Origin of the sequence: Streptomyces cyaneus (assembly GCF_004028635.1) — a bacterium.
Taxonomy (GTDB): Bacteria; Actinomycetota; Actinomycetes; order Streptomycetales; family Streptomycetaceae; genus Streptomyces; species Streptomyces cyaneus.
The window spans coordinates 1,449,032-1,469,982 of record NZ_RQJW01000003.1 but is presented as its reverse complement, the minus strand read 5'-3'; the positions used below and the strand labels follow the sequence as shown (position 1 = coordinate 1,469,982).

The 20,951-nt window shown below is 69.7% G+C and carries 16 protein-coding genes, 1 pseudogene and 1 riboswitch; of the genes and pseudogenes, 8 read left to right on the top strand and 9 right to left on the bottom strand.

What is annotated here, in order from left to right:
* Positions 1–334: 334 nt before the first annotated feature.
* On the bottom strand, positions 335–742 hold the full coding sequence (locus EHO50_RS15330) for a PRC-barrel domain-containing protein (protein WP_181449617.1): 408 nt from the start codon (positions 740–742) through the stop codon (positions 335–337).
* Between the two features lie 114 nt (positions 743–856).
* Positions 857–953, top strand: a riboswitch (glycine riboswitch).
* Positions 954–1,129: 176 nt separating this feature from the next.
* On the opposite strand from EHO50_RS15330, the gene gcvP reads away from it, so the two are divergent.
* Positions 1,130–4,015, top strand: coding sequence for an aminomethyl-transferring glycine dehydrogenase (gcvP, locus tag EHO50_RS15325; RefSeq protein WP_128430624.1), 2,886 nt, complete (start codon positions 1,130–1,132; stop codon positions 4,013–4,015).
* Between the two features lie 83 nt (positions 4,016–4,098).
* Here gcvP and EHO50_RS15320 read toward each other — a convergent pair whose 3' ends face one another.
* The 3 genes from EHO50_RS15320 to EHO50_RS15310 all read right to left on the bottom strand — a co-directional run bounded on the left by EHO50_RS15320 (position 4,099) and on the right by EHO50_RS15310 (position 7,191).
* A complete protein-coding gene (locus tag EHO50_RS15320; RefSeq protein WP_128430623.1) occupies positions 4,099–4,518 on the bottom strand; it encodes a TOBE domain-containing protein in 420 nt (139 codons plus the stop codon).
* Positions 4,519–4,602: 84 nt separating this feature from the next.
* The gene (locus EHO50_RS15315; protein ID WP_246101178.1) at positions 4,603–5,055 is read right to left on the bottom strand and encodes a hypothetical protein; all 453 of its coding nucleotides are present in this window, start codon (positions 5,053–5,055) and stop codon (positions 4,603–4,605) included.
* A 177-nt stretch (positions 5,056–5,232) separates the two neighbouring features.
* Entirely contained in the window at positions 5,233–7,191 is a 1,959-nt protein-coding gene (locus EHO50_RS15310; RefSeq protein ID WP_128430621.1) for an APC family permease, read from the bottom strand.
* A 306-nt stretch (positions 7,192–7,497) separates the two neighbouring features.
* Here EHO50_RS15310 and EHO50_RS15305 point away from each other — a divergent pair.
* The 5 genes and pseudogenes from EHO50_RS15305 to EHO50_RS15285 all read left to right on the top strand — a co-directional run.
* Positions 7,498–8,153, top strand: a pseudogene (locus tag EHO50_RS15305) (diaminopimelate decarboxylase family protein); the annotation flags it as partial.
* Between the two features lie 403 nt (positions 8,154–8,556).
* Positions 8,557–9,852, top strand: coding sequence for an extracellular solute-binding protein (locus tag EHO50_RS15300; RefSeq protein ID WP_128430727.1), 1,296 nt, complete (start codon positions 8,557–8,559; stop codon positions 9,850–9,852).
* Positions 9,853–9,858: 6 nt separating this feature from the next.
* Positions 9,859–10,857, top strand: coding sequence for a carbohydrate ABC transporter permease (locus EHO50_RS15295; RefSeq protein ID WP_128430620.1), 999 nt, complete (start codon positions 9,859–9,861; stop codon positions 10,855–10,857).
* Positions 10,858–10,982: 125 nt separating this feature from the next.
* Positions 10,983–11,747 (top strand): carbohydrate ABC transporter permease, encoded by a 765-nt coding sequence (locus EHO50_RS15290; protein WP_128430726.1) that lies wholly within the window; start codon positions 10,983–10,985, stop codon positions 11,745–11,747.
* Positions 11,748–11,802: 55 nt separating this feature from the next.
* Positions 11,803–12,873 carry an endo-1,4-beta-xylanase gene (locus tag EHO50_RS15285; RefSeq protein ID WP_128430619.1) on the top strand — a complete coding sequence of 357 codons (1,071 nt, stop codon included), beginning with the start codon at positions 11,803–11,805 and terminating at the stop codon, positions 12,871–12,873.
* A gap of 144 nt (positions 12,874–13,017) precedes the next feature.
* Here the strand turns inward: EHO50_RS15285 and EHO50_RS15280 are convergent, their stop codons facing one another.
* Positions 13,018–13,224 (bottom strand): DUF5999 family protein, encoded by a 207-nt coding sequence (locus tag EHO50_RS15280; RefSeq protein ID WP_030053671.1) that lies wholly within the window; start codon positions 13,222–13,224, stop codon positions 13,018–13,020.
* A 444-nt stretch (positions 13,225–13,668) separates the two neighbouring features.
* On the bottom strand, positions 13,669–14,262 hold the full coding sequence (locus tag EHO50_RS15275; protein ID WP_128430618.1) for a hypothetical protein: 594 nt from the start codon (positions 14,260–14,262) through the stop codon (positions 13,669–13,671).
* Positions 14,263–14,835: 573 nt separating this feature from the next.
* On the opposite strand from EHO50_RS15275, the gene EHO50_RS15270 reads away from it, so the two are divergent.
* A complete protein-coding gene (locus tag EHO50_RS15270; protein ID WP_128430617.1) occupies positions 14,836–16,353 on the top strand; it encodes a glutamate-cysteine ligase family protein in 1,518 nt (505 codons plus the stop codon).
* 67 nt (positions 16,354–16,420) lie between these two features.
* Here EHO50_RS15270 and EHO50_RS15265 read toward each other — a convergent pair whose 3' ends face one another.
* Positions 16,421–18,220: a substrate-binding and VWA domain-containing protein gene (locus EHO50_RS15265; RefSeq protein WP_128430616.1), complete on the bottom strand. Its 1,800-nt coding sequence runs from the start codon at positions 18,218–18,220 to the stop codon at positions 16,421–16,423.
* A gap of 194 nt (positions 18,221–18,414) precedes the next feature.
* Here EHO50_RS15265 and EHO50_RS15260 point away from each other — a divergent pair, with 194 nt between their 5' ends.
* Positions 18,415–19,215 carry a CPBP family intramembrane glutamic endopeptidase gene (locus EHO50_RS15260; RefSeq protein WP_128430615.1) on the top strand — a complete coding sequence of 267 codons (801 nt, stop codon included), beginning with the start codon at positions 18,415–18,417 and terminating at the stop codon, positions 19,213–19,215.
* Between the two features lie 123 nt (positions 19,216–19,338).
* Here EHO50_RS15260 and EHO50_RS15255 read toward each other — a convergent pair whose 3' ends face one another.
* Both EHO50_RS15255 and EHO50_RS15250 read right to left on the bottom strand, forming a co-directional pair.
* A complete protein-coding gene (locus tag EHO50_RS15255; RefSeq protein ID WP_128430614.1) occupies positions 19,339–20,148 on the bottom strand; it encodes a PhzF family phenazine biosynthesis protein in 810 nt (269 codons plus the stop codon).
* A gap of 95 nt (positions 20,149–20,243) precedes the next feature.
* Positions 20,244–20,894, bottom strand: a complete 651-nt coding sequence (locus tag EHO50_RS15250) for an HAD family hydrolase (protein WP_128430613.1) — start codon at positions 20,892–20,894, stop codon at positions 20,244–20,246.
* Positions 20,895–20,951 lie beyond the last annotated feature (57 nt).

Sequence of the window (20,951 nt, the reverse complement as noted above, 5' to 3'; positions counted from 1 at the left end):
GGCTGGGGCGGGCCGTGGTGGTCCGCGGTGTGGTGGTGTGCGCGGCTAGGTGGGCTGGGGCGGGCCGTGCTGTGGTGTCCGTGGCTGCGGCTGGCGGGGTGGTCTGCGGTGCCGTGGTGTCCGCAGTTGTGCGAGCGGGGGCGGGTTGGCTTGTGGTTGTTACTGCGGCTGCTGGGATGGCCCGTCGGGCGGTCGTGGCCGCATGTTCTGTAGTCGTCCGCGGCTGCTGGGGCGGCCCGTTCTAGCGGCGGTGTAGTGAGGCACGTGGCTGCGCGGGTTGGGGCGGGCGGTCGTGTGGTGCTGGCTGGGGGGAGGTTGGTGTCTGGCGTGGCTGTCAGGGGTGGGGGTGTGGCGTTCTGGGGCCGTTGTCTTCTGGGGTTTCCGTGCCTGCCAGGTTGCCGAAGTCACGGTCCGGGGGTGGGGAGGGAGGGGCCACGTCGAGGCCGTAGTGGTGGTAGAGCTGGAGTTCCTGTTCGGGGGAGAGGTGGCGGCCTACGCCGAAGTCGGGGGCGTCCTTGATCAGGGCGCGCTCGAAGGGGACGTGGAGGCTGCCCTCGACCAGCTCGCTGGGTTCGAGGGGGACGAAGGCGTCCCGGGAGAACAGGCCGGTGCGTATCGCCGCCCATTCCGGCACTCCGGTCGCGTCGTCGAGGTAGACCTCGTCGATGGTGCCGATCTTGGTGCCGTTGCGGTCGAAAGCCTTGCGGCCGATCAGATTGCGCGGATCGATGTCGGTCTGCACGGGCCCTCCACTTGGTCGCAACTCATCCGTAAGCACTACGAAAAGGCACATTGGGGAGCGCGGCCACTCGAAGGTTCGTGCGTTGACCCCGCTGGTAGGCTGGCAAGCGGCTGCTGACCCCGTGCGGGAGAGTCCTCCGGACACCATCCGGAGGCGCCGAAGGAGCAAATCCTCCCCGGAATCTCTCAGGCACACGTACCGCACGGACGAGGTCACTCTGGAAAGCAGGGCGGGTGTCGACGGCTTCCGCTCTCACCGACGGTGAAAACCGGGAACCTTGTGGTGCCCCGGTGAAGCTCTCAGGTTGAGATGACAGAGGGGGAGGCCGTCCGGGTACCCGCGCCGTGGTGCCCCTCGAAGGTCGTGTCAGACCAGGAGGCCTCCGCAATGACCGCCCATCGCATTCCGCTCTCCGAGCTCGAACAGGGGATTCCCTTCGAGCAGCGTCATATTGGTCCTGATCATGAAGCTCGGGCCAAGATGCTCGCCCATGTCGGGTACGGCTCGCTCGACGAGCTCACCGCCGCCGCAGTGCCGGATGTGATCAAGAACGCCGACTCCCTTGATCTGCCGGGGGCGCGTACCGAGGCCGAGGTGCTCGCCGAGTTGCGGTCGCTCGCCGATCGCAATCAGGTGCTGGACTCGATGATCGGGCTCGGGTACTACGGGACCTTCACACCGCCGGTCATCCTGCGGAATGTCATGGAGAACCCGGCGTGGTACACCGCTTACACGCCGTATCAGCCCGAAATCTCGCAGGGCCGGCTCGAAGCCCTGCTGAACTTCCAGACCATGGTCGCCGACCTCACCGGCCTGCCGACCTCCGGTGCCTCTCTGCTCGACGAGGGGACGGCGGCGGCGGAGGCCATGGCCCTGTCCCGGCGTATGGGCAAGAACAAGAAGGGGCTGTTCCTGGTCGACGCGGATGTGCTTCCGCAGACCATCGCGGTGATCGAGACCCGTGCCGAGCCGACTGGTGCGGAGGTGGTCGTCGCCGATCTCAGCGACGGTATTCCGGCCGAGATCGCCTCGCGTGAGATCAACGGCGTGCTTCTTCAGTACCCGGGCGCCTCCGGTGTCGTACGGGACATCAAGCCCGTCATCGAGCAGGCCCATGAGCTCGGTGCCCTCGTCACCGTCGCCGCCGATCTGCTCGCGCTCGCGCTGCTGACGTCGCCCGGTGAGCTCGGGGCGGACATCGCGGTCGGGACGACGCAGCGGTTCGGTGTGCCGATGGGCTTCGGTGGGCCGCACGCCGGTTACATGGCCGTACAGGAGAAGTTCGCGCGCAGCCTGCCGGGGCGGCTTGTGGGTGTGTCCGTGGATGCCGATGGGAACAAGGCTTACCGGCTGGCCCTGCAGACGCGTGAGCAGCACATTCGGCGGGAGAAGGCGACCAGCAACATCTGCACCGCTCAGGTGCTGCTCGCCGTGATGGCCGGGATGTACGCCGTGTACCACGGGCCGGAGGGGCTGAAGGGCATCGCCCGCCGGACGCATCGGTACGCCTCCGTCCTCGCCGCCGGGCTCACGGCGGGTGGGGTCGAGGTCGTGCACGGTTCCTACTTCGACACGCTGACGGTGCGCGTGCCCGCGAAGGCCGCCGAGATCGTCGCCGCCGCCCGGCAGAACGGCGTCAACCTCCACCTCGTCGACGCCGACCACGTGTCCGTCGCCTGCGACGAGACCACCACGCGGGCCCAACTGGGCGCCGTATGGACGGCGTTCGGGGTCGAGGGTGACATCGAGGCGCTGGACGCGGTGACCGAGGAGGCCCTTCCTGGCGGGCTGCTGCGCAGCGACGAGTACCTCACCCACCCCGTCTTCCACCAGAACCGCTCCGAGACCGCGATGCTGCGTTACCTGCGCAGGCTCGCCGACCGCGACTACGCGCTGGACCGGGGCATGATCCCGCTCGGGTCCTGCACGATGAAGCTCAACGCGACGACCGAGATGGAGCCGGTCACCTGGCCGGAGTTCGGGCAGCTGCACCCCTTCGCGCCGGCCGAGCAGGCGCAGGGCTATCTGACGCTCATCCGCGAGCTGGAGGAACGCCTCGCCGAGGTCACGGGCTACGACAAGGTGTCGCTGCAGCCGAACGCCGGATCGCAGGGGGAGCTGGCCGGGCTGCTCGCCGTACGCGGGTACCACCGGGCCAACGGGGACGAGCAGCGGACCGTGTGTCTGATTCCGTCTTCCGCTCATGGCACCAATGCCGCCAGCGCCGTCATGGCCGGCATGAAGGTCGTCGTCGTGAAGACCGCCGGGGACGGTGAGATCGACGTCGAGGATCTGCGGGCGAAGATCGAGCAGTACCGCGACGAGCTGTCGGTGCTGATGATCACGTACCCGTCGACGCACGGTGTGTTCGAGGAGCACGTCGCCGACATCTGTGCGCAGGTGCACGAGGCCGGCGGGCAGGTGTACGTCGACGGCGCCAACCTCAATGCCCTGGTGGGGCTTGCCAAGCCGGGGCACTTCGGTGGCGACGTCTCGCATCTGAACCTGCACAAGACCTTCTGCATCCCGCATGGTGGGGGCGGTCCGGGCGTCGGGCCGGTCGGTGTGCGTGCGCACCTGGCGCCGTATCTGCCGAACCACCCGTTGCAGCCCGCCGCCGGTCCGGAGACGGGCGTCGGGCCGATCTCGGCCGCGCCCTGGGGTTCCGCCGGGATCCTGCCGATCTCGTGGGCGTACGTCCGGCTCATGGGCGGCGAGGGGCTCAAGCGGGCCACGCAGGTGGCCGTGCTGTCCGCCAACTACATCGCCAAGCGGCTGGAGCCGCACTACCCGGTGCTCTACACCGGGCCGGGTGGACTCGTCGCGCACGAGTGCATCATCGACCTGCGGCCGCTGACCAAGGCGACCGGAGTGAGCGTCGACGACGTGGCCAAGCGGCTCATCGACTACGGGTTCCACGCGCCGACGATGTCGTTCCCGGTGGCCGGAACGCTGATGATCGAGCCGACCGAGTCCGAGGATCTGATCGAACTCGACCGGTTCTGCGAGGCCATGATCGCCATCCGAGCGGAGATCGAGAAGGTCGGGTCGGGTGAGTGGCCCGCCGACGACAACCCGCTGCGGAATGCTCCGCACACCGCCGGGGCGCTGGGCGGGGAGTGGGAGCACGCTTACGGCCGTGAGGAGGCCGTGTTCCCGGCGGGGGTGTCCGTTGCCGACAAGTACTGGCCGCCGGTGCGCCGGATCGACCAGGCCTTCGGTGACCGCAACCTCGTGTGCTCCTGCCCGCCGCTGGACGCGTACGAGGACTGACTTACCGAGGGACCTCCCGTAGAGACCTAGGTGAATGAAGGGCTCCGCACTGGCCGTACCTGGCCGGGCGGAGCCTTTCTGCTTCAGGCGGTCTTCAGGGCAACTTCCGTCGCCTTGACCAGCGCGACGACGGGGGCTCCGGGGGCGAGGGCGAGGTCGGTGGTGGCGTCCCTGGTGATGGCCGCGGTCAGAGCGCCGCCCTCCACGGCGATCTTGACCGACGCCATCGCGCCGCCGGTGGCGATGCCGGTGATCGTGCCGGGGAGTTGGTTGCGGATGGACAGACCGTCGATCGGGGCCGTGGCGAGGGAGATCTCCGTCGCTTTCACGAGGGCCTTCACGGCGGTGCCTTCGGCCAGGCCGAGGTCCTCGACGGCCTCCAGGGTGATCGCCGCGGTGAGGTCCTGGCCGCCGTTGAGGCGGAGCTTCACCGTTGCCATGACCTCGCCGGGGGTGATGGCCGTGATCGTGCCGGGGAGTTGGTTGCGGATGCTCAGGGTCATGCGGAACGCCTCGCTGACGGTGGGAGGTGTGGGGGTGTGTTGTTAGTTGTGGCTTTTGTGGCGGTCCCTACCGTAGTGCGGAGCTCAGGAGATCCCTGACGCCTTGAGCACCGCCTGCGCCGTCGCGTCGTCGATCTGATGCCCCAGCCGCTCCAGTACGTCCGCTCCTTCACGCAGCGTCCCGCGTTGGCGTGAACGGCGTACCCCGGTGTCCAGCTCGTGCCACAGCAGCGGGTTGGCGACAAGGATCCGTGGGTCCAGTTCCAGGCGGCGGCCGTCCGTGTCCCACAGGGTCAGGTGCGCGGAGATGTCACCGTGCTGCCGTACCGTCACCAGCGCGTCCGTGCGCACCGACTGCCGTCGTACGAGGCCACGCACCGCCAGCCAGCCCGGGCCCGCGGTCACGCGCTGCGGGAGCAGGATCGCGAAGACCAGGGCCGTCAGCACCAGCCACAGCAGGGCCCGGGGCGGGGTCAGGGTCTGCGCGTCGTAGTCGACGAGCAGGGCCATGCTGAGGAAGGCCAGAGCGCAGCCCATGGCGAATCGGGCGTTGACGCGCCAGTGGCGGTCGCCGGTCGGGGCCGGACGCGGTCTACTTCCTCCGGACGGCACAGTGCTGACGGTAGGGGCCCCGGCGCCGGAACGGCTCACCGCTCACGGCGCTCTGACGCCATACGGTTCAACCTTGACGCGATCCTGATGGCTGCGGCCGTTTCAGCCGGTGTGTACCCGTGGCCTGCGATCCCGGTCCGGCTCGGCCTCGCGGAGCACCTCGCGGGTGACCGGGGCGACCTCGCCCTGGCCGAAGAGGAAGAAGCGCAGGAAGTTGGCGAAGGGATTGCCCTCGGTCCACTCGAAGTAGATGTGCGGGATGCAGCCGGTCGTGTCGCGGACGTGCAGGAGCAGGGCGGCCAGGGCGTTGGGGATGGAGGAGGACTCCAGGGTGAGGACGCGGTAGCGGTTGTGCAGGACCTCGCCGCGTACGGTCAGGCCCGCCTCGAACTCGGACGGGTCGGTGACCGTGACCTCCACGAAGACGAAGTCCTCCTGCTCCGGGACGTCGTTGTCCGCCCGGATCTGCTCGATCTTGTCGCGGTACTCGGCCTTGTCCCGGCGGTCCGGCTCGTTGGCGATGAACCGGATCCTGCGGCTGGCGATGTCCCTGACGAATCGTTCCGCCATGTCGTCCAGCGTCACGCTGGTCACGCGGAGCTCGAAGGCGCGCAGCAGCCGGGAGAGCAGCGAGATGAGGATGATGCCGGCGATGAAGCAGGCGCCGATCTTCACGCCGTCGGGGCGCTCGATGACGTTCACGACGGTCACGTAGAGGAACACCGCCGAGATGACCGCGAAGCCGATGGTCCAGTTGCGCTGGCCGGCCTTGCGGGCGGCGATGGTCACGGCGATGGCCGCGGAGCTGATCAGGACCAGTACGCCGGTGGCGTAGGCGCCGCCCTGGGCGTCGACGTCGGCGTCGAAGATCCAGGTCACCAGGAAGGCGACCAGGGTGAAGACGATGACCATGGGGCGGACGGCCCTGGCCCAGTGCGGGGCCATGCCGTAGCGGGGCAGGTAGCGCGGCATCAGGTTCAGCAGGCCGGCCATCGCCGACGCGCCGGCGAACCACAGGATGGCGATCGTCGAGACGTCGTAGACCGTGCCGAAGGCGCCGCCGAGGTACTCGTGCGCGAGGAAGGCGAGCGCGCGGCCGTTGGCCTGGCCGCCCGACTCGAATTCCTTCTCCGGGATCAGCAGGGTGGTGATGAAGCTGGTGGCGATCAGGAAGACGCTCATGATGAGCGCGGCAGCGGTCAGCAGCTTCTTCGTGTCCCGGATCCGCCCCGTCGGACGCACCTCGGTGTCGCCCGCATCGCCCTTGACGTGCGGCATCACGGCGACGCCGGTCTCGAAACCGGAGAGGCCGAGGGCGAGTTTGGGGAAGACGATCAGGGCGACGCCGATCATGACGAAGACGTTGCCGTGCTCGGCCGTCAGGGCGTTGGACCAGTCGGTGACCACGTGCTCCTCGGTGAGGACGTGGTACAGGCCGACGACCACGACGACGGCATTCAGCGCGAGGTAGACGGCGACCAGGGCGACGGCGACGCCGATCGCCTCCAGGAAGCCCTTGAGGAACACCGCGCCGAGCAACGCGACCAGGATCAGGGTGATCAGCAGCTGCTTGTCGTGCAGGGCGCTTTCCAGGTGCGGGTTCTCGACCAGGTGGGTCGAGGCGTCCGCGGCCGACAGCGTGATGGTGATCAGGAAGTCGGTGGCGGCGAAGCCGAGCAGGGTCAGGACGAAGAGCTTGCCCTTCCAGAAGGACAGCAGTCGCTCCAGCATCGCGATCGAGCCCTCGCCGTGCGGGCTTTCCTCGGCCACGCGGCGATAGACGGGCAGGGCGCCGGCCAGGGTGACGATCACCAGCACGATGGTCGCGATCGGGGAGAGCAGACCGGCCGCGAGGGCCGCGATGCCAGGCTGGTAGCCGAGGGTCGAGAAGTAGTCGACGCCGGTGAGGCACATGACGCGGTACCAGGGCTGGCCCTTGGGGGCGGGCTCCGGCTCGGCGTGCGGGCCCTGGGGACCGTGGCCCTTGCCCATGTCGGACAGCCCCTGCAGCATCCAGGCGCGCAGGCGACTGGGCGGCGGGTGTTCGGTCGTGGCGGCCATCGGCGTGCTCCTGATGTGCGGCTCTGCGTAGGGTTCCGGCCATCACGCGGACGGCCGCACCAGCGTATGCAGAGAGTGACGCATGGGCCCACGGATCGGGGGGCGCTCAGCGTCAAGCTTCCGTTAAGACTGGCCGGGTAGGCGTTGGCTGCACATCAACAATCGAGCTCGGGGCCTTGTGTGTGCCTTGTTGGGCTGTACGGGGGACGAGCGGGCGGCTTGCTGCCGGTGGATACCCAGCGTCATGGTGCGGGCGGGGTCCGTGCGGTGCTCGCGCGGCGAGTTGGGCGGGGGGTGTGGGCCCGGGCCGCCGTACGGCGCCTTGTCGGCCTCGTGGCCCGGCTGCACGAACAGCACGGTCTGGTCCTGCCCGAACTCGACCTGGGCGGCGGTCACGGCATCGCCTACCGGCCCGGTGAAGCGGCCCTGGACCTGACCCTGCTGGCCCGCAAGCTGCGTGCGGAGCTGACCGAGGCGTGCACGGCAGCGGGGCTCGCGGTGCCCCGCCTCATCATCGAACCCGGGCGGGCGGTAGCGGGCCCGGCGGGCGTCGCGCTCCACCACGTGCTCGCCGTCAAGCGCACCGGCGCGCACACGTACGTCGCCGTCGACGGCGGCATGAGCGACAATCCCCGTCCCGCCCTGTACGGGGTCCGGCACGCGTCCCGGCTGGTGGGTCGGCACAGCACCGCCGAGCTCCGCCGCGCCGACCCTCGTGACCGTGGTGGGCCGCCACTTCGAGGCGGGCGACGTAGTGGCCGCCGACGTCGAGCCCCCCGACGGCATCCGTCCCGGGGACCTGCTCGCCCATCCCGGCCGCCGGTGCCTGGCACCTGCCCATGGCCTCCGGCTACAACCTGGTCGGCCGCCCACCGGTAGTCGCCGTGAACGACGGCCATGCCCGGCTCCTGATCCGCCGCGAGTCCCTGGACGGCATCCGCAGCCGCCACATCGGCCTGTGACCGGCGCGCCCTCCCCGACTCGCCTCCGGCGAGAGGCGGCCCAAGCCTCGCCCGGAGGTGCCGTGCCCTTTCTGGAGTTCGCTCCGTAATGTTCGTCCGACAGGTCGAATGTTTCGGTGCGCCGTGTGGTCGTTGGGTAGCGGCAGGGGCCCGCCTTCAGGGGGCGCCGTCAGCGGGGGAAGGCTGAGAGTGACGGTCCGCCTAGGCCCCGTGCGGCAGTGCAGGGGCGGGGTCGGCGGGGCCGCCATGACAGTTGGCGGCAGATTCACCGCGTACAAGGGGTTGCCACCGTTTGGCAGCTGTCCTTAGGGTGCGGCAACAACGCAGCTTTCTGGATCAACTCCGAAACTTTCGATCCAGTGGACGGCCGTGGACGGGCCGTCCCGTACTCAAGGAGCGCATGATGGGCGACCCGGGACTGTCCCGCCGCGGCTTCCTCGCCGCCTCCGCCGCAGCCGGTCTGGGCATGACGGCACTGAGCGGTTGCGGCGGCGACTCGGACGGAGGGTCGTCGGACGGGACGACCACCATCGAGTGGTGGAACATCTCCACCACCGAGCCGACCAAGGGCGTCTGGGCGGCGCTGGCCAAGAAGTTCGAGGCCCAGAACCCCAAGGTGAAGATAAAGATCGTCCAGATGGAGAACGACGCCTACAAATCCAAGATGACGGCACTGACCGCCTCCGGGAAGCTGCCCGACATCTTCCACACCTGGGGCGGCGGCGTACTCAGGCAGCAGGTCGACGCAGGCCTCGTCGAGGACCTCACCGACCGGACCAAGGACTTCGCCGGCAGCCTGCTGCCGGTCGCCAAGGAGCCGTACCTCCTCGACGAGAAGGTGTACGGCATCCCGTTCGACATGGGCATGATCGGCTTCTGGTACAACAAGGCGCTCTTCAAGGACGCCGGCATCACCGAGCCGCCGACCACCTGGAGCGGCTTCCTCGACGCCGTGCGCGAGCTGAAGGCGAAGGGCACCACGCCGCTGGCCCTGGCCGGCAAGGAGAAGTGGCCCGGCATGTACTACTGGGCCTACCTCGCGATGCGCACCGCCGGCGCCGCCGCCCTGCAGAAGGCCTACGACGACAAGGACTTCACCGGCGACCCCTTCGTCCAGGCCGGTCAGCACCTCCAGGAGCTCGTCGACCTCCAGCCGTTCCAAAAGGGCTTCCTCGGCGCCGCCTACTCCACCCCCACCGGCCAGGCCGCGGCCGTCGGCAACGGCAAGGCGGCGATGGAACTCATGGGCCAGTGGGCCCCGGTCGTGCAGGCGGACTCCGGCAAGGGCCTCGGTGACGACCTCGGCTTCTTCCCCTTCCCGGCGGTCGACGGCGGCAAGGGTGCGATCACCGAGGTGTTCGGCGGGGGCGGCGGGCACGCCCTGCGCAGCGGGGCCCCGCAGGCCGCCGTCGACTTCCTGAAGTTCTTCGCCTCCGAGGCGACGGACGTGGAGCTGGTCAAGAAGACCGGCGTTCTCCCCGTGGTCCCGGCGGCCGAGAGCGCCATCGCCGACCCCAACATCAAGGCCGTACAGGCGCAGCTGAAGGGCGCCACCGGCTTCCAGCTCTATCTCGACCAGGCGTACGCGCCCGCCGTGGGCCAGGAGGTCAACGACAGCGTGGCCGCGCTCATCGCCGGGTCCAAGTCCCCCCAGCAGGTCACCGAGTCCATCACACAGGCCGCGAAGGAAGAGCAGTAGCCGGCGATGACCTCCACGTTCCTGCCGGACAAGCGGACCGGCCCCGACGTCGACGTCCCGCCCATGTCCGCCGGCGCGGCCAAGGGGCGGGCCCGGCGGCGCGCACTGCACTGGCTCACCGCGGTCGCGTTCCAGGTGCCCGCCCTGGTGCTCTTCCTCGTCCTGGTGCTGCTGCCGATCCTGTTCGCGCTGTACGCGGCCTTCTTCCGCTGGGGCGGCTTCGGCATGCCGTCCGACTACATCGGCACCGACAACTTCACCCGGCTCTTCCAGGACCCGGTCTTCCTCGGGGACCTGTGGCGCTGCCTGGTCCTGGTCGTGCTGTCGGTCGCCGTCCAGCTGCCGTTCGCGCTCGCCATGGCCGTACTGCTCAACCAGAGACTGCGCGGCCGTGCCGTGTACCGGATGCTGTTCTTCGCGCCGTACGTGCTGTCCGAGGCCATCACGGGCGTGCTGTTCAGCATGATCTTCGCCCCCGACGACGGCCTCGCCGACCAGCTCCTGGGCCACGTCGGGCTGGACGGGCTGGGCGGCGAGTGGTTCGCCGACCCGTCCATGGTGATGGCGACGCTCTTCCTGGTCATGACGTGGAAGTACTTCGGCTTCCACATGATGCTCTACCTGGCCGGACTCCAGTCCATCCCCCGGGAGTTGACCGAGGCCGCGCTGATCGACGGCGCGAACGCCTGGCAGCGCTTCCGCAGTGTCACCCTGCCGCTGCTCGCGCCCACCCTGCGCATCAGCGTCTTCCTGTCCGTCATCGGGGCGATCCAGCTCTTCGACCTGGTCTGGGTCACCACCGCGGGCGGCCCCGACCACCACTCCGAGACCATGGCCGTGACCATGTTCCAGTACGGCTTCAAGCGCTACCAGGTCGGCTACGCCAGCGCGATCAGCGTGGTCATGTTCGGCATCAGCCTCGTCTTCGCCCTCGCCTACCAGCGGTTCGTGCTCCGCCGCGACCTCGAAGGGGCCACCACGACGATGAGGGGAGACGCCAAGTGACGGCCACGTTGGGCAAGTCGGCCAAGCCGAGCAAGCTGAGCAAGCCGAGCAGGTCGGGCAAGCCGGCGAAGCCGGGCCGGAAGAGCCTGCCCCTGCACCTGATCCTCGGCGTGGTCGGCGCCGTCATGGGCCTCCCGCTGCTGTACGCCGCCCTGTCCGGCTTCAAGTCCACCGACCAGCTCTCCCGCAACCCCGTCGGGCTGCCCGGACCGTGGGTGCTCTCCAACTACGGCGACATCCTGGGCTCGGGCGACTTCTGGCGGCTGGTCGGCAACAGCACGCTGATCGCGGTGGCGACGACCGTGCTGGTGGTCGCCGTGTCCGCGCTGGCCGCCTTCTCCTTCGCCCGATTCGCCTTCCGTGGGCGGGAGTTGCTGTTCACGCTGTTCACGATGGGGCTGATGTTCCCCTTCGCGGTGGCGGCCCTGCCGCTGTTCCTGCTGCTGCGTTCCATGGGGCTGCTCGACAACCCGCTGGGCGTGATCCTTCCGCAGGCCGCCTTCGGGCTGCCGATGACGATCATCATCCTGCGCGGCTTCTTCCGGGAGATCCCCGGCGAGCTGGAGGAGGCCGCCACGGTGGACGGGTGCGGACCGCTCGGGTTCTTCTGGCGGGTCCTGCTGCCCATGGCACGACCGGCGCTCGGCACGGTCTCGGTCCTGGCCGTCGTCACCAGCTGGAACAACTTCTTCCTGCCGCTTCTGGTGTTCACCGACTCGACCTGGTGGACCCTGCCCATCGGCGTCCAGCAGTTCCAGGGCCAGTACTCGGCGGACTACGCACGCGTGTTCGCCTACCTCGTGCTGGCCATGGTCCCCGCCCTCGCCTTCTACTCGGTCGCCGAGCGCCAGCTCGTCGGCGGCCTCACCGCCGGCGCCACCAAGGGATGACGCGCGCAGGCGGACGTACGGCTCGACACACCACCGATCCGTGAGGAGTCGCACCATGCGCAGTACGACCACCCGCTCCCGCACCCGGCTCAGACTCGCCGGGGCCCTCGCCGCCGTACTGGTCGCGGCCGGCGTGGCCACCGGCCCGGCGGCGCAGGCGGACGAACGGCACGGCAAGCAGCCCACCCTCGCCGACCTCGCCGAGCGCCACGGCCGCTACTTCGGCAGCGCCACCGACAACCCCGAGCTCGTCGACGAGCCGTACAAGGCGATCCTCGGCAGCGAGTTCGACCAGATCACGCCGGGCAACGGCATGAAGTGGTACGCCACCGAGCCCCAGCAGGGCGTGTTCGACTTCTCCGAGGGCGACGAGATCGTCGACCTCGCCCGCGCCAACCGCCAGAAGGTACGCGGCCACACCCTCGTCTGGCACAGCCAGCTGCCCGGCTGGCTGACCGGCCGCGAGTGGACGGCCACCGAGCTGCGGGCCGTACTGAAGAAGCACATCCAGACGGAGGTACGGCACTACCGGGGCAAGGTCTTCGCCTGGGACGTCGTCAACGAGGCGTTCAACGAGGACGGCACGTACCGCGAGACGATCTTCTACAAGACGCTCGGCCCCGGCTACATCGCCGACGCCCTGCGCTGGGCCCGCCAGGCCGACCCGAAGGTGAAGCTCTACCTCAACGACTACAACATCGAGTCGATCGGCCCGAAGAGCGACGCCTACTACAACCTCGCCAAGGAGCTGAAGGCCGAGGGCGTACCGCTCGACGGCATCGGCCTCCAGGCCCATCTGGCGCTCCAGTACGGCTATCCGACCACGCTGGAGGACAACCTCCGGCGCTTCGCCAGGCTCGGACTCGACACCTCGCTCACCGAGGTGGACATCCGGATGATCCTCCCCGCGACCGAGGAGAAGCTGGCCCAGCAGGCCGACTGGTACGCGGACCTGACCGACGCCTGCCTCGCGGTGCGCCGGTGCGTGGGGCTCACGATCTGGGACTACACCGACAAGTACAGCTGGATCCCGGCGTTCTTCGAGGGCCAGGGCGCGGCGCTGCCCTGGGACGAGCAACTGCGTCCGAAGGCGGCGTACTTCGCGCTGCGGGAAGCACTGAAGTAGGCCCCGACTACGGTGGGTGACCGGCCCCGGACACACATCGGGGCCGGCTCGCAGTCAGGGTCTGCGACCGGCCCCTGGGGTACGCCGGGCGTCCGTCTCGGCGCCCGGTGGTGCGGGCTCTCCGGCGTGGTCCGCCGGCAGGCCTTACGCGGCGGTCATCACCTTGCCGGTGCCCAGCGGACGGTGCGGGGCGATGATCTGACCGTCCGGCAGGAGCTCACCGGTGTCCTCGAAGAGCAGAACACCGTTGCACAGCAGGCTCCATCCCTGCTCCGGGTGGTGCGCCACGAGACGGGCGGATTCCCGGTCGGCGGAGTCGGCTGAGGGGCACGGTGGCTGGTGCTGGCACATGGATGGGATCTTTCGCTCTGTCGTGATGTGTGAAGTGGCTGTGGTGTCTGTTTCGCGGCGTGAAGCTTCGTTCATGGCCGCCCCCCGTTTGTGATTGGTCGGTCGGAACCCAGTGTTGCCCCACGGGCGTGAATCCGCAGGCATTTCGCAGCACCGCTTCTCACAGGTTGATGACGCATCGCCAGCGCGGACGGTTCATTCCAACTGCACTGTCACTTCGGGTGGTTCGAAGTGGTCGGATGGGGCTAGTCCGGAGGGGTCGGGGGACTTGGGGGCTCATTCGAGCGCATTCTCGCTCGTACGAGTTATTTACGGTTCGTGTGTGCGTGTTTTTCTTGTCCCGTACGAGCCTAATCCCACCGCTCCGATCCCACCGCAAACAGCGCCGTACCCCGCCACCCGGAATCGGGCAGCGGGGTACGGAGCCGCTCGCGCGGTGCGCTGTCAGGCGGGCGAACCGAGTAGTGGAGGCAGTGGAGCCGGGGTCGCCCGATGTGTGAGCACCGGGAGCAGTTCGGCGACCCGGTGCGGCACGTGGGCCGCGATGCCGGGCGGGGCCGGGGCCAGCGGCACGAGGATGTCCGTGCCGTCGGGGTGCCCGGTGGTGCCGTCCGCGGTGCAGTCGCTGTGCAACCAGAGGGTCAGCATGTAGAGGGCGGGGAACGACAGCAGGCGCGGTTGGTAGGCCTGCGTGATCGTCTCTGCCTGGCGCAGCGCCCGCTCGGTGGAAGCGATGTAGGGGCCCTCGAAGAAGTGCGAGAAGGCCCAGCCGTCCGGGGTCAGCCGGGTCTCGGCCGCGGCCACCGCGCGGTCGCCGCAGCGGATCAGGAAACGCCAGCCGGCCAGTCGGGTCGCGGCCACCCCTGCCGGGGTGATCTCGTCCACGACATGGACGGGCAGCGGGAGTTCGGGGGTCGCGGGCCCCTGGGCGGCGCGCAGGGAGGGAGTTCGGGCCTCGAGGACCGCGGTGGGCGAGCTGAGTGCGGTCAGGACGGAGCGAAGTGCGGGCGCGGGAGCCGGGGGGACATGCAGCGGCATGGTGGGTCGCCTCTCTCGTTCGACAGGCACGGTGGCGCGAGGGCGTGGCGGGGGCGGACGGCGCTGTCAGCTCACGAAGGTCAGAGAGGCGGGGGCCGGGGTCTGTGAGCGAGAGACGTGGGTGAGGCCTGCCGTACGTCACCTGGACGGCAGGTCCTGGACCGCGGGCGCCAACCCTCTGCCTTGATTGCGGAGTTTATACGACGAGTGTTCAGACGGTGTTTCGTCTAACCGCTTTTGGTGCACCCGGCAAGGGTTCATTCGGTCGGCGATATGCGGGAATCATCCCGATTCCCAGCCGGTCCTGCGGCGATGACCTCGGAAAATGCCCCGGCTGCGGTCGGCCAATTGTCATCGGCGTTTTTCACGAGTTCGTGAGCCGACCGAAACTGCACAGTGGTCCATGCCTGGTGAATGTGCCGCCGGTCACCTCCGACAGCCTAGCGGGCGTCGGCCTCGCGCGGGACGTTATCGATCGCTTCGGCTGGGCATCATCCCACCTGACCCGGGAGACCGGCGGCCGGATCCGCCGGGCGGGCCCTAGAGTCCGCCCATCCGAGGAGGGAAGCTTCGATGGGGGAGAAGGTCGTGGCAGGTCGGTTCGATCTGTCCGATCGCCAGCGCTACCGCCACAAGCTGCGGCAGTGCCTGACGGGTCTGGAGCGGCTGCTGGAGGCGAAGCGGTTCGACCGCCCCAAGAACCTCATGGGGCTGGAGATCGAGTTGAATCTCACCGGTGCCGACGGTATGCCAAGAATGTTGAATGGACAGGTACTCGAGCGGATCGCGAGCCGCGACTTCCAAACAGAACTCGCCATGTTCAATCTGGAAGTCAACATAGCCCCACATCGATTGCAGGGGCGGGTATTCGACCGGCTCGCCGAGGAACTCCGTACATCACTGGCATATGCCGACCGAAAAGCCGGTGAGCTCGACGCGGGAATCGTGATGATCGGCATTCTGCCGACCCTCGACCGCGACGACCTGGTCTCCTCGAACCTCTCCGACGTCGATCGCTACGCCCTCCTGAACGACCAGATCGTGGCCGCCCGCGGCGAGGACTTCACGCTCGACATCGACGGCGTGGAGCATCTGACGTGCACGTCGAAGTCGATCGCACCCGAGGCCGCCTGCACCTCCGTGCAGCTGCACCTCCAGGTCACCCCGGGCCGCTTCGCCGACGTGTGGAACGCGGCCCAGGCGGTCGCCGCGGCTCAGGTCGCCGTGGGCGCCAACTCGCCCTTCCTCTTCGGGCGGGAGCTGTGGCGCGAGTCCCGCCCACCGCTGTTCCAGCAGTCCACCGACACCCGCCCGCCCGAGCTCCAGGCCCAGGGCGTACGGCCGCGCACCTGGTTCGGGGAGCGGTGGATCTCCTCCGCGTACGACCTCTTCGAGGAGAACCTGCGCTTCTTCCCGGCCCTGCTGCCGATCTGCGACGACGAGGACCCGCTCGCCGTCCTCGACGCCGGCGGCGTACCCAAGCTCGCCGAACTCGTCCTGCACAACGGCACCGTGTACCGCTGGAACCGCCCGGTCTACGGCATCGCCGACGGCGTCCCGCATCTGCGCGTGGAGAACCGCGTGCTGCCTGCCGGGCCCACTGTCACGGACGTCATCGCCAACGCGGCCTTCTACTACGGCGTCGTCCGCGCCCTCGCCGAGGAGTCACGGCCGGTGTGGACCCGGATGCCCTTCGAGGCGGCGGCCGCCAACTTCGACGCGGCGTGCAAGTACGGCATCGACGCGCGGCTGCGCTGGCCCCGTCGGGGGCGGTACGGCGGGACGACCGAGGTCGACGCGGTGAGCCTCGTACGCGACGAGCTGCTGCCGCTGGCCGAGGTCGGCCTGGAGGCGTGGGGAGTCGAGTCGGCCGACCGGGATCTCTACCTCGGGGTCATCGAGGAGCGGTGCCGCAGGCGCATGAACGGGGCGTCCTGGCAGTCGGCCACCTTCCATCGGGCACTGGAGTCGGGGCTGAGCCGGGAGGCGGCACTGGCGGCGACGACCCGCCGGTACCGCGAGCTGATGCACCGCGGGGATCCGGTGCACACCTGGCCGGTGGGGTTGCTGGAGCCGGTGCCGCTGGGGTGACGGCCGGGACGAACGCCGAGGCGCCCGGCCGGGACGAATGCCGGGGCGCCCGGCCGAGTCAGGTCCGTCAGCCCTGCCTGCCCGGGGTCCCCGCCTCGACGATCGCCTTGAGGATCACCGACTGGATCTGGGACGGGTCCGTCACCTCGTGGCCCGAGCCTCCCGTCGCCTCGGCGATGCGGTCGGCCCCCTCGCGGTCGGCGTCGGGGCCGACGGCGATCATGATGAGGGGGACCGGGCGCTCAGGGCTGGTCAGCCGCTCCAGCTGGGCGATGAGGTCGGTGCGCGAGATGCTGCCCGGGTCTTCGTTGACGCCGTCGGTGAGGATCACCAGGGCATTGAACTTGCCCTTGGCATAGGAGGCCGTCGCCTCCTTGTACGCGGCCAGCGTGGTGTCGTACAGGCCGGTCGCGCCGTTGGGCACCGGCGCCAGGTCGCCGAACGCCGTGGACAGGCGGTCGCGCTGGGTGCCCTCGCCCTTCGGGGCGCCGAGCCGCTCGGTCGGCACGCGGACGCGGTAGTCCTTGTCGCCGTCCAGCTTGGTGGAGAAGTCCCACAGACCGACCTCGTCGTCGGGCGTGAACGTGGCGAGAGCCTGGAGCAGCGACGCCTTGGTGACGTCCATCCGGGACCGCCCCGTGCCCGCAACCGGCTCGGACATGGACGCGGAGGCGTCCACGACCGTCGTGATCCGCGCGCTCTGCACGGTGATCGTCCACACCCCGAGCGCCTCCTGGAGGGCGACCTCCGAGGCCGGCCGGCCCGGCGGCTTGGCGTACGGCTGCGGGCTGCTGCCACCGGCCCGAGCGACCAGAGCGTCCGAGACCTCGTCGTCGGAGGTCCGGAAGCCGTACCGCTCCAGCAGCCGCTGCTGTCGGGGATCACGCAGGTAGCTCATGAACCGGATCGCGGCCCGGCTCTCGTCGGTCGTCAGCCCCGTCTCTTCGAGGAGCGTGTACGGGTAGTCGAGCCGGGGCGAGCCGTCCTTCGGATGGAAGAAGTCCAGGCTGCCGCCGTCCGCCCTGGAGTTGTACGTGTACGCCGTCTGCTCGCTGACGACCAGCGCCTGGTTCCGCTTCGGGTTGCCCTGCTCCGTGCCGGAGGAGTCGCGCGGCAGGGTGTCCAGGACCTGGCCGTCACTGTCGGAGACGCGCTGCGACAGCGCCTTCATCAGCGCCGCGGCCTGGATGTCCCCACCCTCGACCCCGGCGGCGGCCGAGCTCAGCCGGGTGAGGGCGAGCAGCCCCGTCGCGCTGCGGGTGGGGTCGGCCGCGCCGAGGCGCAGTGAGTCGTCGCGCAGGCCGGCACCGGCCAGCTCCAGCCAGCCGTACGTCTTCTTCGGCCACCCCAGCGACTTCGCCGCCGCGGGCACCATCGCCACCCCGACCGGCGTGGAGGCGACCTGGCCCACCGTGGAGACCTGGGCCGTGCCGCCGTCCGCCGTGAGCCGCTGGATCCACACATCCGAGTCCGGGACCCACACCTGCGCGTCGGGGTCCTCGCCCGCCAGGAGCGTGTCCGCGACCTTGTACGGCTCCTGCGCGCTCACCGTCACGGCGACGCACCGGCCGTCGGAGGTGAGGTCGGCGTCCCGGGCCTGCTTCGCCGCCGCTTCGAGGGCGGGGGCCAGGTCGGGGGAGACGGCCAGGGTCAGCCGCACCGGGTCGTCCTGGCAGGAGGAGCCGAAGGAGAGCAGCCCGCCCTTGACCGCGGCGGCCATGCCGCCTGCGACGGCCAGGACCAGGACCGTCGCGACGGCCACCGTACGGCGGCGTGTCCGTCGGCGGGGGTCGGGCCGGCGGGGGTCGCGTCGGCGGGGGGCGCTGCCGCCCGCCCCATACTGATCGGGCAAGCTGTGACGTCCCATGACGGTGGTGCCCCTCCCTGTTGCCCTGCTGAACCTCGTGCCGGAGTCCGGCCGTATGGCAGGCAAAGGGGCGGTACGCCCCGTACGGCGCCCGTCCCCCCAACGGCCTGTCGCGCACGGTCTTCGTAACTGCTTTCGAGACCCTAGCGGCGCGGTGATGAGGATGAGGCGGGATTACTCAACTGGAGGCAGGAGTGCAGGGCGAGGCAGGCCCCGTGGCCGATTCTTTTCCGCACGAGCGGCCCGAGCGACGGATTCTCCGTGATGAGACGCTGCTCGTTCTGGGGCTTTCGCTCGGTGCGAGCGGTGTGTCCGCCCTGATCAGTTTTATCGGTTCGGTCACCAAACCGGGCGGTCTGAAGGATCAGGCAGCCACCCTCAACGCCTCGGCCGCGCCGGGCCGGCCCTGGCTGGATCTCGCCTGGCAGCTCTTCGGAATCACCACTGCGCTGATTCCCGTCGCCCTCGTCGCGCACTTCCTGCTGCGCGAGGGACAGAGCCTGCGCACCCTCGGCTTCGACCGCACTCGCCCCTGGCCGGACCTCGGCCGTGGAGCGGCCGTCGCTGCGGTGATCGGCAGCACCGGAATCGCCTTCTACCTGGCCGCCCGTGGACTCGGCTTCAACCTCACCGTGGTGCCCGAGGCCCTGCCCGACGTGTGGTGGAAGTACCCGGTGCTGATCCTGTCCGCCCTGCAGAACGCGATCCTCGAAGAGGTCATCGTGGTCGGCTATCTGCTGCGCCGACTGGGCCAGTTGGGCTGGACGCCCGGCACCGCGCTGATGGCCAGTTCCGTACTGCGCGGCTCCTACCACCTCTACCAGGGCATCGGCGGCTTCCTGGGCAATATGGCGATGGGCGTGGTGTTCGTCTACCTGTACCGGCGCTGGGGTCGGGTGGGTCCCCTGGTCGTGGCGCATTCCCTGCTCGACATAGGGGCGTTCGTGGGGTATGCGCTGCTGGCCGGGAAGGTGGGGTGGCTGCCGACGGCGTGAGCCTCGTCGAGGGGGCGTACGACGGCCTCGTACGCCCCCTTCGTCATGGCTGGTCGGCCCTGCCGACCGTATGCCGGCCCTGCCGACCCAATGCCGGCCTGGCATGACCGAATGCCGACCCGCCTAGGCGATCAACTCCCCCTCGATGACGGTCACCGCGCTGCCGCTCAGCAGGGTGCGGTCGCCGCGCAGTTCGGTGCGGACGCGGCCGGAGCGCGGTGAGGCCTGCAGGCCGGTGAGTTCGGCCCGGCCGAGGCGCTCGGACCAGAAGGGAGCGAGGGCCGTGTGGGCGCTGCCGGTGACGGGGTCCTCGTCGATGCCGACGTTCGGGAAGAAACAGCGGGAGACGAAGTCGTAGCCCCGGGTGGGGTCCTCGGCGCGGGCGGTGGCGATGATGCCGCGCTCGGAGTAGGCGCCGAGGGCCTTGTGGTCGGGGGTCAGGGCGTGGACCGTCTTCTCGTCGGCGAGTTCGATGAGCAGGTCGCCGACGTTCGGGCCGGTGTCGAAGGCGGCGAGCGGCTCGGCGCCGAGGGCTTGCGCGACTCCGTCCGGCACCTCGACCGGCGTGAGCGGAGCGGTCGGGAAGTCGAGCGTGAGGGAGCCGTCCTCGCGGGGTGTGGCGACGAGGACGCCACTGCGGGTGGCGAACCGCACGGGCCCCTCGTGGGCGCCGGTGCTGTGCAGCACGTGGGCCGTGGCCAGCGTGGCGTGCCCGCACATCGCCACCTCGGCGACGGGAGTGAACCACCGCAGCGCCCAGTCGGCTTCCCCGCCCGTGTCCAGCCGGTGCGCGAACGCCGTCTCGGCGTGATTGACCTCCATGGCCACCTTCTGGAGCCAGTCGTCCTCCGGGAAGGCGTCGAGCAGCAGGACCCCGGCCGGGTTGCCGGCGAAGGGGCGGTCGGTGAAGGCATCGACGATTCGAATCCGCATGACGCCGACGCTAGAGGGTGCGGCAAGGAGGCGGCCAAGGCCAATTCGGGGGCGCTGGACCGATTTCGGGAGGGCGGGCCGCGATCGACGGCACCCTACGGCCGCGTACCGATGGCGTGGTTGATCGCGGAGGCGACGTCGTGAGCCGTGTGGGTGGGGTGGCAGGAGCCGTGTGTCCAGGGCCGTCCGTCCGTCACCCACACGCTGCGAAGTCCGAGCGCGTCGGCGCCGGCGATGTCGGCGTGCGGTGAATCGCCGATGACCCACGCGCCGCGCAGAGGGGCGCCGACGGCTGTGGCTGCCGCCTGGAAGATCTCCGGTGCGGGCTTCTTGTGGCCGACGGCCTCGGAGATGACCCAGCCCTGGACGAGTCGGTCGAGCCCGGTGTTGCGGATCTTCGTCTCCTGCTGAACGGTGCGGCCGTTGGTGACGATGACGCAGGTCCAGCCGTCGGTCTGTGCGTTCACCAGTGCCTGGCGGGAGGAGTGCGCCAGCCGGACGCGGTCGGCGGCGCCGGTGTCGAGCAGGGTTCGGACGGCGGTGGCCGGCACGGCGTCCCCGTATCGGCCGGTCATGGCTGCGGCCAGCTCATCGCGGGCGGTGTACCCACCGGCGTCCGTGGCCATCAGCCACGTGAGGTCCGAGGCCGGCAGGCCGTGCTCGGCGAGGAAGTCGGCGGCGGCGAGACGGAAGGCCGCGTCGCGGTCGACCAGCGTGTTGTCGAGGTCGAGCAGCAGCAACGGCATGGCCGGCAGTAGATCACGGACTCCTGTCTCAGTTCGTCTCTGTCACGGCCTACGATC

Excerpts from the sequence above, each read along its gene's own strand:
- gcvP (WP_128430624.1), top strand. The coding sequence starts at position 1,130 with ATGACCGCCCATCGCATTCCGCTCTCCGAGCTCGAACAGGGGATTCCC.
- EHO50_RS15320 (WP_128430623.1), bottom strand. The coding sequence starts at position 4,518 with ATGACCCTGAGCATCCGCAACCAACTCCCCGGCACGATCACGGCCATC.
- EHO50_RS15315 (WP_246101178.1), bottom strand. The coding sequence starts at position 5,055 with ATGGGCTGCGCTCTGGCCTTCCTCAGCATGGCCCTGCTCGTCGACTAC.
- EHO50_RS15310 (WP_128430621.1), bottom strand. The coding sequence starts at position 7,191 with ATGGCCGCCACGACCGAACACCCGCCGCCCAGTCGCCTGCGCGCCTGG.
- EHO50_RS15300 (WP_128430727.1), top strand. The coding sequence starts at position 8,557 with ATGGGCGACCCGGGACTGTCCCGCCGCGGCTTCCTCGCCGCCTCCGCC.
- EHO50_RS15295 (WP_128430620.1), top strand. The coding sequence starts at position 9,859 with ATGACCTCCACGTTCCTGCCGGACAAGCGGACCGGCCCCGACGTCGAC.
- EHO50_RS15290 (WP_128430726.1), top strand. The coding sequence starts at position 10,983 with ATGGGCCTCCCGCTGCTGTACGCCGCCCTGTCCGGCTTCAAGTCCACC.
- EHO50_RS15285 (WP_128430619.1), top strand. The coding sequence starts at position 11,803 with ATGCGCAGTACGACCACCCGCTCCCGCACCCGGCTCAGACTCGCCGGG.
- EHO50_RS15280 (WP_030053671.1), bottom strand. The coding sequence starts at position 13,224 with ATGTGCCAGCACCAGCCACCGTGCCCCTCAGCCGACTCCGCCGACCGG.
- EHO50_RS15275 (WP_128430618.1), bottom strand. The coding sequence starts at position 14,262 with ATGCCGCTGCATGTCCCCCCGGCTCCCGCGCCCGCACTTCGCTCCGTC.
- EHO50_RS15270 (WP_128430617.1), top strand. The coding sequence starts at position 14,836 with ATGGGGGAGAAGGTCGTGGCAGGTCGGTTCGATCTGTCCGATCGCCAG.
- EHO50_RS15265 (WP_128430616.1), bottom strand. The coding sequence starts at position 18,220 with ATGGGACGTCACAGCTTGCCCGATCAGTATGGGGCGGGCGGCAGCGCC.
- EHO50_RS15255 (WP_128430614.1), bottom strand. The coding sequence starts at position 20,148 with ATGCGGATTCGAATCGTCGATGCCTTCACCGACCGCCCCTTCGCCGGC.
- EHO50_RS15250 (WP_128430613.1), bottom strand. The coding sequence starts at position 20,894 with ATGCCGTTGCTGCTGCTCGACCTCGACAACACGCTGGTCGACCGCGAC.